The 16,320-nt window shown below is 35.4% G+C and carries 16 protein-coding genes; 10 read left to right on the top strand and 6 right to left on the bottom strand.

Features of this window, described 5'->3' with window-relative positions; all coding sequences use genetic code 11:
* Positions 1–2 precede the first annotated feature (2 nt).
* From GJV76_RS09025 to GJV76_RS09015, 3 genes are all read left to right on the top strand, one after another.
* A complete protein-coding gene (locus GJV76_RS09025) occupies positions 3–578 on the top strand; it encodes a DUF4112 domain-containing protein (RefSeq protein WP_155092299.1) in 576 nt (191 codons plus the stop codon).
* Between the two features lie 336 nt (positions 579–914).
* On the top strand, positions 915–1,850 hold the full coding sequence (locus GJV76_RS09020) for an XAC2610-related protein (RefSeq protein WP_155092298.1): 936 nt from the start codon (positions 915–917) through the stop codon (positions 1,848–1,850).
* Between the two features lie 642 nt (positions 1,851–2,492).
* Complete coding sequence (locus GJV76_RS09015) at positions 2,493–3,056, top strand: NADAR family protein (RefSeq protein WP_155092297.1); 564 nt, start codon at positions 2,493–2,495, stop codon at positions 3,054–3,056.
* Positions 3,057–3,166: 110 nt separating this feature from the next.
* Here GJV76_RS09015 and GJV76_RS09010 read toward each other — a convergent pair whose 3' ends face one another.
* Complete coding sequence (locus GJV76_RS09010; protein ID WP_230381528.1) at positions 3,167–4,849, bottom strand: PepSY-associated TM helix domain-containing protein; 1,683 nt, start codon at positions 4,847–4,849, stop codon at positions 3,167–3,169.
* 230 nt (positions 4,850–5,079) lie between these two features.
* Positions 5,080–5,412: a hypothetical protein gene (locus GJV76_RS09005; RefSeq protein WP_230381527.1), complete on the bottom strand. Its 333-nt coding sequence runs from the start codon at positions 5,410–5,412 to the stop codon at positions 5,080–5,082.
* Positions 5,413–5,636: 224 nt separating this feature from the next.
* Here GJV76_RS09005 and GJV76_RS09000 point away from each other — a divergent pair, with 224 nt between their 5' ends.
* Positions 5,637–6,263 (top strand): 2OG-Fe(II) oxygenase, encoded by a 627-nt coding sequence (locus GJV76_RS09000; protein ID WP_155092295.1) that lies wholly within the window; start codon positions 5,637–5,639, stop codon positions 6,261–6,263.
* Positions 6,264–6,314: 51 nt separating this feature from the next.
* Here the strand turns inward: GJV76_RS09000 and GJV76_RS08995 are convergent, their stop codons facing one another.
* Positions 6,315–6,512: a heavy-metal-associated domain-containing protein gene (locus tag GJV76_RS08995; protein ID WP_155092294.1), complete on the bottom strand. Its 198-nt coding sequence runs from the start codon at positions 6,510–6,512 to the stop codon at positions 6,315–6,317.
* A 128-nt stretch (positions 6,513–6,640) separates the two neighbouring features.
* On the opposite strand from GJV76_RS08995, the gene GJV76_RS08990 reads away from it, so the two are divergent.
* Complete coding sequence (locus GJV76_RS08990) at positions 6,641–7,537, top strand: LysR family transcriptional regulator (protein ID WP_155092293.1); 897 nt, start codon at positions 6,641–6,643, stop codon at positions 7,535–7,537.
* Positions 7,538–7,606: 69 nt separating this feature from the next.
* Positions 7,607–8,551: a YeiH family protein gene (locus tag GJV76_RS08985; RefSeq protein ID WP_155092292.1), complete on the top strand. Its 945-nt coding sequence runs from the start codon at positions 7,607–7,609 to the stop codon at positions 8,549–8,551.
* 192 nt (positions 8,552–8,743) lie between these two features.
* On the opposite strand, the gene GJV76_RS08980 is transcribed toward GJV76_RS08985, so the two are convergent.
* Entirely contained in the window at positions 8,744–10,372 is a 1,629-nt protein-coding gene (locus tag GJV76_RS08980; protein ID WP_155092291.1) for an acyl-CoA carboxylase subunit beta, read from the bottom strand.
* Positions 10,373–10,549: 177 nt separating this feature from the next.
* Here GJV76_RS08980 and GJV76_RS08975 point away from each other — a divergent pair, with 177 nt between their 5' ends.
* A complete protein-coding gene (locus GJV76_RS08975; protein WP_155092290.1) occupies positions 10,550–11,194 on the top strand; it encodes a DUF47 domain-containing protein in 645 nt (214 codons plus the stop codon).
* An 18-nt stretch (positions 11,195–11,212) separates the two neighbouring features.
* Positions 11,213–12,310: an inorganic phosphate transporter gene (locus tag GJV76_RS08970; RefSeq protein ID WP_155092289.1), complete on the top strand. Its 1,098-nt coding sequence runs from the start codon at positions 11,213–11,215 to the stop codon at positions 12,308–12,310.
* A gap of 246 nt (positions 12,311–12,556) precedes the next feature.
* Here the strand turns inward: GJV76_RS08970 and prfB are convergent.
* Positions 12,557–13,655 (bottom strand): peptide chain release factor 2 gene (prfB, locus tag GJV76_RS08965; RefSeq protein WP_155092288.1). Its coding sequence is split into 2 segments (ribosomal slippage): positions 12,557–13,591 and positions 13,593–13,655, totalling 1,098 coding nucleotides; the frame shifts between segments, so codons are not numbered across the junction.
* Positions 13,656–13,701: 46 nt separating this feature from the next.
* Between prfB and GJV76_RS08960 the strand changes: the two genes are divergently transcribed.
* Entirely contained in the window at positions 13,702–14,727 is a 1,026-nt protein-coding gene (locus tag GJV76_RS08960) for a threonine aldolase family protein (RefSeq protein WP_155092287.1), read from the top strand.
* 372 nt (positions 14,728–15,099) lie between these two features.
* On the top strand, positions 15,100–15,426 hold the full coding sequence (locus tag GJV76_RS08955; protein ID WP_155092286.1) for a DUF6787 family protein: 327 nt from the start codon (positions 15,100–15,102) through the stop codon (positions 15,424–15,426).
* A 107-nt stretch (positions 15,427–15,533) separates the two neighbouring features.
* Here GJV76_RS08955 and GJV76_RS08950 read toward each other — a convergent pair whose 3' ends face one another.
* Positions 15,534–16,259: an SAM-dependent methyltransferase gene (locus tag GJV76_RS08950; RefSeq protein WP_155092285.1), complete on the bottom strand. Its 726-nt coding sequence runs from the start codon at positions 16,257–16,259 to the stop codon at positions 15,534–15,536.
* Between the last annotated feature and the right edge of the window lie 61 nt (positions 16,260–16,320).

Genomic DNA, 16,320 nt, shown 5'->3' with positions numbered 1-16,320 from the left:
TAATGGAAAGTAGTAGAGTACGTCAAGCTAAGGTTGAATTAGGCATTGATGATAATAAACAGAAAGCAACAATTAATAAGTCTGTTGTGCACGAGTATAATAGACAACAAGACAAGTTGCAGCAGATGTTGAAGATACAGGAGTCTAAGTCTTATCGCTTGTTAAAAACCATATCGAGTGTGATGGACAAGTATTTTTTAGATCCTATTCTGGGTGTAGTTCCCACAGTAGGAGACGCTGTGAGTTCGGTTGTTTCTCTTCCTTTTATTTATGTAAGTTTATTTAAAGTTGGCTCACTGCCATTGACTCTGGCGGTGATTTATAATATCCTAAGAGATACCTTGATTGGTATGATCCCTTTTTGGATTGGCAATATTCTTGATGTTTTCAATCGAAGTTATTTGCGCAATATGCGTCTGATTGTTGGCTTTGTTGAAGATGACAAGGAGATTATCAAAGAAGTGAACCAAAAAGCAGTGCGTTCACTTATTGGTATTATTGTCTTTTGTTTACTGATTTATGCAATGATTAAATTAATTGCATTTATAATAACTTGGATCTCTAATTTATTTTCATAGTCAAAATAAAATTAAATGATTAAAATGTTTCTTTTTGTAAAAGTGGTTTGTGTAATAGCAAGCCACTTTTTGCTTTATCCAGCTTATCGTATTGCGAGCAATTAGCTTAGCGCATTACTATCTAAAGTACTTAAACAATAACCTGTGATTTGAGCGCTACTATTGTTTTTGATTTTAGGATATTTTCCTTCTGTATTACCGATTCTTTTGTGGTGTTTATTAGCGTTAGATCTCAAGGCTTAGGGCCTTTCTATGTTGGAGGTGAGCGTTATTTAATTGTAGAAAAGGGCGAATTGTATTACTTTTAATAAATATAAAATAAATGATTTTAAGTTTATGAATATAAAGGGAATACAAATATTCTTTGTACTATTTTCTTGTTTGGTTAGCTTTAGTATGCTTGGTCAAAAGGCGGTTGAGAGAAGGGTTATTACTTATGAAGGAAAGATAGGAAGCTATCCTATTAGACTCTATATGGAGTATATGGAAAGTAATAGTATTTATGGACATTATACGTATAAGAAATATCCTAATAATGAACCAATAGGTATTAGCGGAACCTATCATAAAGGGGATTTGAGAATGGGAGAGGAGGTTTATAGCTTTGAAAGCAAGAAGATGATCAATACCGGTTTATTTACGGCAAAGGACTTTCAAAATTTTGATGTTGTATCAGGAATATGGACAAATATGCTCACTTCTAAACAATTAGATTTTGAGTTAATCGCTGTTGAGAAACAACCTTCTGTACAATACTTTTATACCTTAAATACAAGAGAAAGTGATGATAGCGACATACAGAAACATTATTATGAGTTTGACGCTATAAAGCTATATGACAGCAATAGGAAATTTTTGCAAGAAGTAGAACTGCCATTCTCTTATTGTTATAAGCAAGAGGAGTTAAATACCATATTGGAGGATTACAATTTTGATGGGTATTTAGACCTTGTTGTCTATCACCGTTTTCCCTTTCAGGCAAGACGTGATTATGGTTTATACCTCTTAATTTATAATCCAGTAAGTAAAAAATTCGACTACCAACCCCAGTACAGGGAAGAATTTGGTCATTACGTGAGAGCTGATCACCTTAAAGAGGTTTTGGTTGTAGAGACAGCAGATGGTAGAGGTAATGAATCAAAATACGAATACAAAGTCATAGATGATAATTTTTATTTAGTTAGGTATTGGAGTCAAACAGAGTTCGGTGATTCAGAAGAAATTAGCTATGAAGTGCGCGATGGCAAGTCTGTGGAAATCAATAGGCGTTAAGCAAAGCAGCAGTGATTCGAAAGAGAACTTTTTAGTCCTTCAATCTGTATAAAGAGTTTATAAGAATGTAGATGTTTTTTGTATTTTTACCTTGTAAATTTTGTTGGACTATTGATTTAAAGAGTTGTTCTTTTGCTCTGTGTGTATGTAAATCAAATAATATTTAAGCTTTTCTAAGTTAAAGTAAAAAGTACTTTTAATCTCAAATTATGGTTTTTCATTTTTAATCATTTCCGTGGTATTTTTTCAATTTTTTCTGATTAATTCCCTGTGTTTATGCCGATTTGTTCGGTGTTTGTTCGGGAGTTGCTCGCAAAACCCTTCATTTTCCCATGTTTTTTTGAAGATTCACCGAAGGATCTCCGAGTGAAGTTGGATTAAGGCCTTTGTTTGTAAGCTTTTGAGGGTGGTTCGGTAGTTGACGAACTTGTTTTTTTGACTACTTTTTGTATAAAATTTCAATATTGTAAAAAACACCATTTCTCAGTAGGATAAAGCATTATGTTAATGCTTTATTTTATAACAATCAAATAATTTTAATTTCTACAGCGCAAGGTGTTTTTGATGCTGTGTATTAAAAGGGAGAGTTCATCTTGTTTTATTTATTTAATTTTGCGTTACTTAAAATAAGTAAAGTAAGCGATGAAATTTGAAAAGCAATATAGTTTAAAGCGACATATCGAGGATTATCGAAAAGGCAAACGGGGGAAATACGTATTTTTTTGGGGACATCAAAAGAGCAAGAGCGGTTTGATTACCTCTTCGTGTTTTAGTCAATGGTGGTCTTCTCCGTTTGCAGTTGATGGACAAGTGTATGTTTCTACAGAACATTGGATGATGGCACAGAAAGCTTTACTATTTAACGATGTTGAGATATACAACCGCATTATGCAGGCGAAAAGTCCTATGGAGATGAAGGCCTTAGGTAGAGAAGTAAAAGGCTTTAAGGAAGATGTCTGGGTAGAGAATCGCTACGCGATTGTTGTTGAAGGCAATTATCACAAATTCAATCAGAATGCAGATTTGAAGGAGTTCTTACTCAATACCAAAAATAGAATACTGGTAGAGGCAAGCCCTGTGGATACCATTTGGGGAGTCGGTTTAGCTGCTGATAATGAGAAAATCAATAACCCAATGCAGTGGAATGGACTGAATCTCTTGGGCTTTGCTTTAATGGAGGTAAGGTATTTATTAGCAGGAGAATAGTTTACCCCTCGGCTTCACATCAGTTTAAAACTCATAGGTAGTTTTGCGTTATAGCATTACTTGCTTTGCGATAAAAAGAAAACGCTTTGGCATTGCCAAAGCGTTTCTCTTTAATTTGTCATTTGTTTTTGCTCATGTTTATTTCTTATTAATTTCCATGCAATGAGCGTAATAATAGGTACAATAATCCAGAACAAATCTATCAATAGGATATCGTGATACCCGTTTTTCCAATTGTCCCAAAACCATGAACCTGTCACAATACCATTGACCAGAGGTATAATAAGTCCAATGATACTACCTAATAAAAGGCAATCTCGATTGGTTTTATAAATGCTCTTACGTGCAGATAGCAGTATTGAAGCTATGAGCCAGCTCCAAAAATAGAAAGAATATATATATTCTTGACCTCCATTTGGATTTATTTTTACTGCGATGAAACTTAAAGCTGTAATTGGATACATCGATAAGCAAATTGCCATATATATGTTTGCCAGCCAAAAATTAAATTTACGCTTGCGTTCTGGTACATTTTTTTTATCTCTTGCTACAAGCCAAATCAGTACTCCCGATAGGATGACAATACATCCAGCAATACCTACTAAGAAGTAAGCGATACGAGTGGCATATCCTCCAAATGCGCCAAAATGCAATTCGTATATAATATTGGCAAAGGTATAACCATATCCTGGTGCTTTGTTGGGATTGCTAATTTCTTGTTGCTCACCGGTGGCTACTTCGTATATGATTTCTCCTTGACTGTGAAAGCGCTTTTCTCTTGGAGCATTACCTGTAATTCGCACAGTCATTCCTTGGTCTCCATAATTGGTTACTTGAACCATTGATAGGATAGCGCCGTCCCATTTTTGGATTGTCTTATCTACATAGTAGTTTAAGTCAACTTCTTTGCCTAAAGGCTTATTTTGAAATACAATTTCCTTGCTTTGTGATCTTCTGTAGCTGGCCTCTTCTTGTAGTTTTTGATTATCCCCTTGGTAACCGATTAGCGCAACGCTATTCATGATGATATAGTAGTTCATCAGAAAGTAACAGCCAGTAACAGCAAAGATTAGCTGAAATGGGAAGGAAATAACTCCTAAGGCAGTGTGTAGGTCAGTCCACACCGTTTTTATTTTTTCCCAAGGTCTAAAGATGTAAAAGTTTGATACTATTTTTTGCCAATGTACTAATAGACCTGTAATAAGGGCAAATAAAAAGGCAAACGAAACAAACCCCGCAATCATATAGCCAATAGGCCATCCCATGAAATTACCTAAGGAGTTTACCTGCGCAAAAAAATGTAAACGGTATAAGAACTCTCCTAAGGCATATCCTTCACTGTAACTTTTTAGTTCAAGTGATTCTGGATCCAAACTGCCAAAACTTCTTTCTTTAGCTTTAGGGTTTAGCGAATCTTGAGTTGCTTGAATATTCAGGCCTACTGCTCTTGTTTTTTGCGAAAGTCTAAAAGATACACTTCTTCCGTATAACCCATACTGTGTATCAATGGAATCTAAGATTGTATCGTAGTCTATTGTTGTGGCTGAATATTGTTTTTTAGGAGCATTATTTTGCCAACTGTTTATTTCATTTTTAAAAAAGGCAAATGAGCCTGCAAAAAAGAATATATATAATATTACTGTAATGATAATTCCACTGATTGTATGTAGGTGGAAATATCGATTGTAGTTTTTTACGTTCATGGTTTTTTTGATAGTATTGTGTAATGTAGTCTGTCTTAAAGTAAATAGGGTAGGTAAAACAACAAGCTCAGACCTAAGTAGATCCCCCATACTTTTAAGCCATTGTCAAACAAGAAGGCTACGACAAATAGAGATGCCCATATAATATATGCTGTGACAAACATTGTGGTATAAACAACTTCTTTATTAAAAAAATACATGAAGAACAAGTGTAGGGTAACGGTGAGTAAAAGCCCTCCGATTAATCCCGCGGTAATCTTTAAAAACCTTTGTAAGATTGAGGTTTCTAAGTGTTTTTTATTTGCTGGCATGACAAGTGATTAGAATATAACTACTTCAAAAAAAAGACATAACCCTACTATAGATGCAATGTGTTTGGTTTTAATAGCGATAGTTGGGTAGAGTGATAAAATGGCTATACCTATAAACATCAGATAGACGAAATAGGTAAATGCCCCAATAGCAAAGCCATCTAAGCGTATTTCTAAAACAAAACTAATTGCTAATAAACTATAAGCTAATATAGTGGCTATCTTTTTGTTATTTCTTATCCAATTTGTTAGAGCACATTGCTTTTCGAACTTTACTTTTTTCGATGTATTGTAAAGCATAAAAAAACCAAATGCAATAATAGTAAATAGTACGGTATGCATCTTATTTAGATTAATTAAAAACAAAAGTACTCAATATTTCTATTCTACAATAAGAAATAATGATAAAATTTACTTGATAAAGTAATAATAATGTAAAGATGACAAAAAATGGCCTTGAATTTGTACTGTAAATTTTAACACGATAGGGTATAAAAAAGTGTAAAATAGTGTATTGTTTTTTTTGTTCTGTAAATTATATTTGCGTAAGTTTTATTCAGTAATATATGAGTGATTTTGAGGTTAATCTATTTTATGAGTTAATAATAGACGATTTGATGAATCGTAAATACTCTGTAGTAGACGCTTTTTTTACTGCACAGGAAATAGAACTGTTCCGAGCAAACTTGAAACTTAAACGAGAATTAAGCAGTTTCAAAAAAGCAGCTATTGGGAATAACGAAAATGAACAAATCGTTGAAGAAATACGAGGTGATTCTATTTTGTGGTTAGATGAAACAGAGCCTGATGAAGTAGAGAAAATGTATTTTGATAAAGTAAATGACTTTATCTTATATGTTAATCGCACTTGTTATTTAGGTTTACAAGGGGGAGAGTTTCACTATGCGTGTTATCCTCCTGGTACATTTTACAAGAGACACTTGGATATTTTTCACAGTGATACCAGACGCACCTTATCGATGGTGTTATACTTAAACGATGAACACTGGAATCCGAGTTGGGGTGGTGAGCTTGCTATTTATCTTCAAGATGAAGATGCAAATGAGAAACAGGAGATTATCCATGCATTGCCTGGGCGATTGGTTATCTTTGATAGCAAAGCGTTAGAACACGAGGTGAAGATGGTTAACCATACGCGATATAGCATTACGGGTTGGTTAAAGACAAGATAACAAAAAGAGCTGTCCAATGAACAGCTCTTTTTATTTCGACATTCCTTTTGTCTACTCTAATGAATAATGCCCCGTTTTGGAGATTATTTCATTTAAAGCAACCTTATCTATACTGTCTTTTTTAACTTCTATGGAATGGTCAGATAAAGTTACTTTTGCTTCCAATTCTGGGTGATCAGCTACTAATTTTTCTATTGAATCGATGCACCCTTGACATCCTATACCTTTTATTTTATATTTTGTTGTCATAACTTAAGTTGTTAGTTTATTTTTGTATTACAAAGTTAGAACTACCTTAGTAGATTATGTTATATAATTCGTGGGATTAATTGTCTAATTTGTTGGTTTAAACTATTTTCACTTATACTTAGAGTACTATGTTTGATTTTCGCTTAAAGGTTTTTTATACGGTAGCAAAGAAAAACAGCTTTACCAAGGCTGCTAAGGTATTGTTGATTTCGCAACCAGCTGTAACCAAGCATATACAAGAGATAGAGTCGTATTATAAGACAAAGTTATTTGTGAGAAATGGCATGAAGATAGCGCTTACTGAATCAGGTGAATTGCTGTGTGGCTATGCCGAAGATATTTTCTCTACTTATCGAAATTTAGAGTTTGATATGCACGCTTTAAATGCCAAGATGGATGGAAGTCTTCGCCTGGGAGCCAGTACTACTATCTCTCAGTACGTTTTGCCGCCAATGTTAGCTGCCTTTAGAGAGAAAGTGGGTGATATACACATAGACGTTGTATCGGACAATACTTTTGCTATCGAAAACGCTTTGTTGAATAAGCAAATCGATGTGGGAATGGTTGAAGGCAACAGTAAGAATCCGCAGATTAAGTATATTGACTTTATCAAAGATGAGATCGTACTGGTGTGTAAAGCAAATAATCCCTTTGTTAAAAGTGGTGTTGTATCGCCAAGTGATTTGAAGAATTTTACTTTTTTACTTCGCGAGAGTGGTTCTGGAACTCTTGATGTGATTGAGAGTAACCTTAATAAGGTTGGAATTTCTGTCCATGATTTAAAAAGCGATATGAGTTTTTCAAGCACAGAGAGTATTAAGATGTATTTAATGCACTCTAATAGCTTTGCTTTTTTGTCTATTCACGCCATTTTAAAAGAGCTTAAATACAACGAGTTGATCGTGGTAGATATTAATGGATTGGATATTCACCGCTATTTTAGTGTTATTCAACGTCAAGGGCAGGAGAGTGCTTTGGTTGAATTGTTTATTCGTTTTGCACAATCGTATAACTTAAAGTTATAGAGTATAACAATTATGTATTTACTTATTTGAGTTTACTGTAGGAAATTTGCAAAGTAAAATCAGATAATAATGTCAACAAACAACAATAGTGGAACTAATCTTGCAAAGATTGTTTTAATCGGTTTAGCTCTTTTGAGTTTTTTCCCTTTTATATCCTCAGCAACTGCTTTGGTATTGGGAATTATCTACGCGCAGATATTCGAAAATCCGTATAATAGCCAAACAAAGAAAGCAACTGGACTTTTATTAAAAGTAGCGGTTGTTGGTCTGGGATTTGGTATGAATGTTTACAGTGCTATTTCTGCGGGTAAAGATGGGTTTATCTTGACGATCTTCTCTATATTTCTAACCCTTGTTTTAGGTTTTATCCTTGGTAAAGCCCTTAAAATAGATAAGAAGATTTCTTACCTTATTTCATCGGGTACGGCTATCTGTGGAGGTAGTGCGATCGCTGCAGTCTCTCCTGTGATAAAGGCTGATGAGAAACAAATATCTGTGGCTTTGGGGATTGTCTTTATTTTAAATTCTTTGGCCTTGATTATATTTCCTCCGATAGGTCATGCATTAGGACTTAGTCAAGTTGACTTTGGACTTTGGTCAGCTATTGCCATTCACGATACTAGTTCGGTAGTAGGCGCGGCTGCAAAGTATGGTGACCAGGCTTTAGAAGTGGCTACGACTGTAAAATTAGCGCGTGCTTTATGGGTTATTCCCGTAGCGTTCTTGTCAACAGTTTTGTTTAACAATAAGGGGGGTAAGGTTAAGTTGCCTTATTTTATCGGTTTATTCGTTTTAGCCATGCTTGCTAATTCATATATCCCCTTTGTACAGACTATAGGTCCTTATATTGTTGAAATTTCCAAAAAAGCTTTAACCTTAACTTTATTTTTAATAGGTACTTCTTTATCTTACCGCACGGTTAAATCTGTCGGAGTTAAACCCCTGTTAGAAGGAGTAGGGCTTTGGATATTTATCTCTGTTACTTCTTTGTTGTATATCCTTTATGTGAATTAAGGTGTTTTATAGAGAAATAATTTAATTGTGTTTAAATCACGATACAACACAGTTGTGGATACTAGTCAAGTAAAATATCACCAAGAGTAAAGATTGATACTCCCAGTAGTAAACTAATTGAAACAAGCAAACTAAAATACAAAACAAAAAAGCCTTTAAGACATCTTAAAGGCTTTTTTGTTTGTTTTGTAATTATACTTGAATCACGCCAAGGTTAAAGGGTTTTTCAATAGGCGAGTGATTAGCTGCTTCAATTCCCATAGATATCCATGTTCTGGTATCTAAAGGATCGATAATAGCATCTGTCCACAATCTTGCAGCTGCATAATAGGGAGATACTTGATTGTCGTATTTAGCTTTTATTTTATTGAACAATTCTTCTTCTTGTGCAGCAGTAAGTTCTTCTCCTTTGGCTTTTAGGGAAGAAGCTTCGATTTGTAGTAAAACTTTAGCTGCTTGTGCACCTCCCATTACGGCAAGTTCTGCACTTGGCCATGCAAAGATAAGTCTTGGATCATAAGCTTTTCCACACATGGCATAGTTTCCAGCTCCATAAGAGTTTCCTACTACAACGGTGAATTTTGGAACTACTGAATTGGCAACGGCATTAACCATTTTTGCTCCATCTTTGATAATTCCTCCGTGCTCTGATTTAGATCCTACCATAAATCCAGTAACGTCTTGTAAGAAGACTAATGGTATTTTCTTTTGATTACAGTTGGCTATAAAACGCGTTGCTTTGTCTGCTGAATCAGAGTATATCACTCCACCGAATTGCATTTCGCCTTTTTTAGTTTTTACTACTTTGCGCTGATTAGCTACAATTCCTACAGCCCAACCATCAATACGTGCATACCCAGTAATGATTGTCTGTCCGTATCCTTCTTTATACTGTTCAAATTCAGAGTTGTCTACAAGGCGTTTGATGATCTCCAGCATATCATACTGTTCCGAACGTGCCTTTGGTAGTATACCATAAATGTCTTCTTGCGGTAAACTTGGTTTTGCTGGTTTAACTCTATTGTAACCAGCTTTGTCAAAATCACCTATTTTATCTACGATGTTCTTAATAGTATCAAGAGCATCTTTGTCGTCTTTGGCCTTGTAGTCAGTTACACCAGATATTTCACAGTGTGTTGTTGCACCACCAAGTGTTTCGTTATCTATACTCTCACCAATTGCAGCTTTTACTAAATAGCTACCTGCAAGGAAAATACTGCCTGTTTTGTCTACAATTAACGCCTCATCACTCATAATCGGTAAATAAGCGCCACCTGCAACACAGCTTCCCATGACTGCTGCAATTTGGGTAATACCCATACTGCTCATCACAGCATTGTTTCTAAATATACGTCCGAAGTGTTCTTTGTCAGGGAAAATTTCATCTTGCAAAGGCAAGTAAACACCTGCGCTATCTACCAAATAAATGATAGGCAGCTTGTTTTCAATGGCAATTTCTTGGGCTCTTAAGTTCTTTTTACCTGTAATAGGGAACCAAGCTCCTGCTTTAACCGTAGCGTCATTAGCCACTACGATACATTGTTTTCCTTTTATATATCCTATTTTAACAACAACACCTCCCGATGGACAACCACCGTGTTCTTCATACATTTGATCCCCTACAAATGCACCGATCTCTATACTCTTCGCACCTTTGTCTAATAAGTAATCAATTCTTTCTCTTGCTGTTAATTTACCTTGCTCGTGTAATTTGGCAATTCTCTTTTCTCCACCACCAAGTTTAACTTTGACAAGTTTTCTCTTTAAGTCAGAAAGTAAAAGCTTGTTGTGGTCTTCGTTTTTATTGAAGTTTATATCCATAGTAGTTTGGTTATTTCTGTTGTTCTGTGTAATCGTTTTCGCTAAAATACAAAAATTAGAATGATATAAAACAAGAGCTGTGAGAATTGATTATTTTAAAAAAAACGCAATTAGCGTATCATTGTATGGTTTTATTAGTGTAATTTTGTCTCGTTTTATTTACACATTTTATTTACAATGTCATTAAATAGTATTTTTCAGTTTTTAGTGCCTAAGGATAAAACTTTTTATCCATTATTTGAAAAGGCAGCAAGTAAGATTAAGACACTTTCAAAAACCTTGCATGAAGCAGTAAATGCTCCAGCAAAAGAAAGAGATAAATTACTTAAAGATGTAGAAGTCCTAAAACAAGATATTGAGGCTATTGCCCAAACTACTCGTGTTGAATTGGGAAAAAACTTCATTACTCCTTTTGACAGAGAAGATATCCACAACCTTATAACTGCTGTTGACGCTATTGCAGATAATCTATCTGATGCTGCTTCTCGTATGCGATTGTACCAAATAGACAAGGTAACTAAACCGCTTCGAAAGTTGACAGAAGCTAATTTAGAGGCTTGTAGTGAAGTCTCACGTGGGTTATTAGAACTGAAAGACATGAAGAATTTAACTGCATTGGCTGAGGTTTGTAAGAATATTTCTCGATTAGAGCGAAAAGCAGATAAGGTATTTGACAAAGCTGTAGCTGATATTTTTGAGAATGAAAGTAATGCAATAGAAATAATTAAGTATAAAGAGGTCATGATGGCTCTTGAATCTGCTACTGATAGTTGTAGAGACGTAGCTAACGTATTGGAGACTATTACAGTAAAATATGCTTAATAACTAAGGTTTATACTTATGGAGTTTATAACAGAAATGTTAAGTAATCAAGCTGGTATAATGCTGATTGTTATTATCATATTAGCTCTTGGTTTTGATTATATTAACGGATTTCACGATGCTGCCAATTCTATTGCCACTATTGTAACTACGAGAGTACTAACTCCGTTTCAAGCAGTTTTGTGGGCAGCTGCATTTAACTTTGTCGCCTATTTTATCTCTTTGTATATTATTGGAGAATTTAAAATTGGTAATACAATCGCCAAATCAGTCAATATTGACTTTATTACTTTGGAGGTAATTTTATCGGGATTGGTTGCGGCAATTATTTGGAATTTAATTACTTGGAAGTTGGGTATTCCATCTTCGTCTTCACATACATTAATTGGTGGATTTATTGGGGCAGCTGTAGCTCACGCTGGTGGATTTGCGCCAGGAGGAGTGGATGTTATTGTATATGAAAAAGTTGTTCCTATTTTCCTTTTTATCTTTGGAGCCCCTTTCTTAGGGATGTTTTTAGCATACTTTATCACAGTGGCTATTTTGTGGATTTGCCGCAAGATGAATCACCACAAGTGCGAAGTGTGGTTTAAGCGTTTGCAGTTGGTGTCTTCTGCGTTGTTCTCTTTAGGACATGGTGGAAATGACGCTCAAAAGGTAATGGGTATTATCGGGGCGGCGGTAATTTACTATCACATTAATATCGATATGGACCCGGCATATACTGTAGAAGGTGTAAATACTTTCTCTGTGTTTGTAGAGCATTGGTGGTGGGTGCCTTTGGCATCATTCATTTTCATCGGTTTAGGTACTTTATCGGGAGGATGGAAGATTGTTAAAACAATGGGGTCAAAGATTACCAAAGTAACTCCATTGGAAGGAGTTGCTGCTGAGACAGCTGGAGCTGTGGCTTTGTATGTAACAGAGCACTTGGGAATTCCTGTATCTACTACTCATACTATTACAGGTTCTATCATCGGGGTAGGTATCACTAAGCGTGTATCCGCTGTAAGATGGGGGGTGACTATTAATCTTTTATGGGCATGGATTTTAACTATTCCTGTATCTGCGATAATCGCTATGGTGGTTTACTATCTTGTATCCCTGTTTATCTAAAAAGACAATTTATTTATAATCATACAAAGGAAAGTACATAGTGCTTTCCTTTTTTTATTGCTATTAAAGAGTTTTAAGAGGCTTTCTTGTAGTTGAGCGATTAGCTTGTCTTTCTATGGAAATAATCGCTAAGAAGGTTTTGTTTGGGTTTATTTGAGGTAGATCTTTTCAGGGGAGATTTAAAAAAAGCAATGTTGGTAAATAAAGAAAGACTGCTTTAAAGCAGTCTTTCTTTATTTGTGTGTCTTAATCCTCATCTTTTTGTCCCATCATCATTAGATAGGCTTTTAAAAACTGGTCAATTCCACCATCCATTACATCATCTACATCTGTAGACTCTTTGCCTGTACGCACATCTTTTACAAGTTTGTATGGGTGCATTACATAGTTTCTAATTTGAGATCCCCACTCAATTTTTTTCTTGTTAGCCTCGATTTCATCTCGCATGGCTTGTTTTTTCTTGAGCTCGATTTCATACAATTGCGACTTTAATAATTGCATCGCTTTTGTTTTGTTGTCCAATTGAGAACGAGTTTCCGAGTTTTCAATGATAATTCCAGTAGGGTGGTGACGCAGTCGAACTGCTGTTTCTACCTTGTTTACATTTTGCCCTCCAGCACCACTCGAACGCATTGTTTCCCATGAAATATCCGCTGGACTGATCTCAATTTCAATCGTATCATCCGCTAAGGGGTAAACGTAGACAGAGACAAACGAGGTGTGTCTTTTGGCATTACTGTCAAAAGGTGAGATACGAACAAGTCGATGCACACCGTTTTCTCCTTTTAAATAACCAAAGGCAAATTCACCATCAAATTCTAAAGTAACTGTTTTTACTCCAGCAACCTCACCTTCTTGGTAGTTGAGTTCTTTGATTTTTAGGCCGTTTTTCTCTCCCCACATGATGTACATACGCATGAGCATAGAGGCCCAATCGCAACTCTCTGTTCCACCAGCACCTGCAGTAATCTGCAATACAGCGCTCATGTTATCTCCTTCGTCAGAAAGCATGTTTTTGAATTCTAACTCTTCGATAATAGTTAGAGCACTTTGGTATTGACTCTCTACATCCTCTTGTGTAGCCTCGCCTTCAGAGTAGAACTCCAAAAGTATCTGCAATTCTTCAATTGCGCTTTTTGCACTCTCGTAACCTTCCACCCATTTCTTTTTAGATTTTAGGTTTTTTACGATTACTTCTGCCTGTTTTGGATTGTTCCAAAAGTCTGGTGCAAAGGTTTTTTCTTCTTCATTAGTGATCTCGATTAACTTCTTATCGATGTCAAAGATACCTCCTTAACGCACCAAGGCGATCAATAATGTCCTTCTGTTGTTCTGTAGTTACCATAATTTTTAATACTTTTATGCACAAAAATACTTATTCCAAACTATATATGGAAATTAATTTAACTAGTGACACAATAACAAAGCCTACTCCTGAGATGTTGAATTATATGCTTAAGGCAAGGGTAGGGGATGATGTATATAAACAAGATGGAAGTACAAATGAATTAGAACTTGCTGTAGCAGAGCTCTTTGGTATGGAGGCGGCTCTTTTTTTTCCTTCGGGAACCATGGCTAATCAAGTAGCCATAAAATTGCATACTCAGCCTGGAGATCAGCTTATTTGTGAGCGTACTTCACATATTAATCAATTTGAAGCGGGAGGACCTGCTTTTCACAGTGGGGTTACCTGCGGGGTTATTGACGGAGATAGAGGTCGTATTACGGCAGATCAAGTTTTAGAAATGTATACAGATGCGTCTAATTTTCATTATCCAATCTCTACACTTGTTTGCCTTGAGAATACCACTAATAAAGGTGGTGGGGCATGTTATGAGCTACCAGAGATTGAAAAAATACGCCAAGTATGTGATGAGAAGGGAATGAAATTGCATTTGGATGGTGCCCGATTGTGGAATGCCTTGGTAGCTAAAGCCCAACACCCAACACATTTTGGTAAATTGTTTGATACTATATCGGTTTGTTTTTCTAAGGGATTGGGCGCTCCTGTGGGATCTGCTTTAATTGGTAGTAAAGAGTCTATTCAAAAGGCTATTAGATTGCGTAAACTCATGGGGGGTGGTATGCGCCAAACTGGGTATTTAGCTGCTGCTGCATTATATGCTTTAAAGAATAATGTCAGTAGATTGCAAAGTGATCACCTTAGAGCAAGACAAATAGAGGTACTTTTGAATAAAAAAGCTTGGGTAGCTGAGGTATTGCCAGTGCAAACAAATATTGTTGTGTTTCGCTTGCATAGAAAAGAGGATGTGAAGAAGTTTTTTGATAAACTAAAACAAAAGAACATTGCCATTAGTGAAATGGGAGGTGGTTGGCTTCGCATTGTAACGCATTTGGATTACAGGGAGGTAATGCACGAGTATGTAACAGAAGCACTACAACAGTTAGAAATATAAACAAAGGCCATCACATTGATGGCTTTTTTTGTGCGTGTATTTAAGAGTTTTGATTTCGCTTATATGGGTAATTTGCTGTTTGCAAACATTTAGTGGAATCTCAAAAACGGGGCAAGGGACATTCCTTGCTTTAAGAAGTGAAGATGTGCGTTTATAATTCCGCGTTTACCTTCACTACTTTTTAGGGAGTGATTGTTGTTTTACGCGAAGATAATACTGGGGTGATATTGGCAAGCAAGGTCTTTGTTTTGATGTCTTTTGTCAAAAAATAGAATTGGGTATAAGGCTAATTTATAATAAAAGTATAAAAGTGGTGTTTAAGTTTTTTACTCAGTTTAAAAAGTTTAATTTTGTTTAGATTTAAATTAAATAATGGAAAAGTTAAAAAAGCGTTGGGGACTAACTTCTAATTTTCAGTTAGTCATTGTTTTTATTGTTTTTGCTATTACTGGGTCTACAGCTGCAATTGTATCCAAGCCAATCTTAGCTTTTTTAGGTATAGAACGTGGGGTAATGCATCCAATACCATATTGGATTTTGTATATCATCATCATTATGCCTGTATATAAAGTTCTTCTTGTTACTATAGGTACTATTTTTGGTCAGCACACTTTCTTTTGGAACTTTGTCAAGAAAATGCTAAGGGGAATGCGCCTTGGATTTTTGCTTCCGAAAGAGAAACAAGAAAAAGAAAAATAAGAAACAATATTTATTAATCATATAGTAAAAGAGCTCGATTTATCGAGCTCTTTTACTATGGTGTAATTATGTGATATCTTCTAATTGATTGGGTTAGTTGGGTATAATTAATTCTTGTGGATGATAAAAATACATGGTCGTTTGTGTAAATCCACTTTTGTTTTTTTCCAAAGTGAAACTGGTTTGGTTTGTATAAATTCAGTTTCAAGTGTGATGTCACAAGCAACACATATCAGCGTGTTTGGGTTTAGGATTTGACACATGTCCTGTAATAGCTGATTGTTTCTATATGGAGTTTCAATAAACAATTGAGATTGATTTCTCTCTAAAGAGATTTTCTCTAAGTTTTTCAATGCGCTTTTCTTTTCTGATTTGTCAATTGGGAGATAGCCATTAAATGCAAAGCTTTGTCCATTCATTCCCGAAGCCATAACCGATAATAGAATAGATGAAGGTCCTACCAGAGGAGTGACTTTAATATTCTTCTTATGTGCTAAATCAACAATGACTGCTCCTGGATCAGCAACTCCAGGACAACCCGCCTCGCTCATAACTCCAATGCTTTTGCCTTCTAACAAAGGTTTAATATAGTCTTTGTACTGGCTAATCTCCGTGTGTTTGTTCAGTGGGAATAAGATTAATTCAGATTGCTTTTTTTCAGGGCAAATACTCTTGATAAAACGCCTTGCAGTTTTTTCGTTTTCTACAATAAAGATATCGAGCATCTCGATTGCTCTTTTTACACTTTGCGGTAAAACATCTAAGGGGTTAGTAGTTTCTCCTAATGTAATCGGTATTAAATATAGTGTACCCAAGTTTGTATTATTATCCATTGGTGATTTGAAGTCTTTTGAATTGCCAAAGGTATGAATAAAAAAAAAGGAAGAAAATTAC

The organism is Myroides albus (assembly GCF_009711045.1).
GTDB lineage: Bacteria > Bacteroidota > Bacteroidia > Flavobacteriales > Flavobacteriaceae > Flavobacterium > Flavobacterium album_A.
This window is presented reverse-complemented; position numbering and strand designations above follow the sequence as displayed.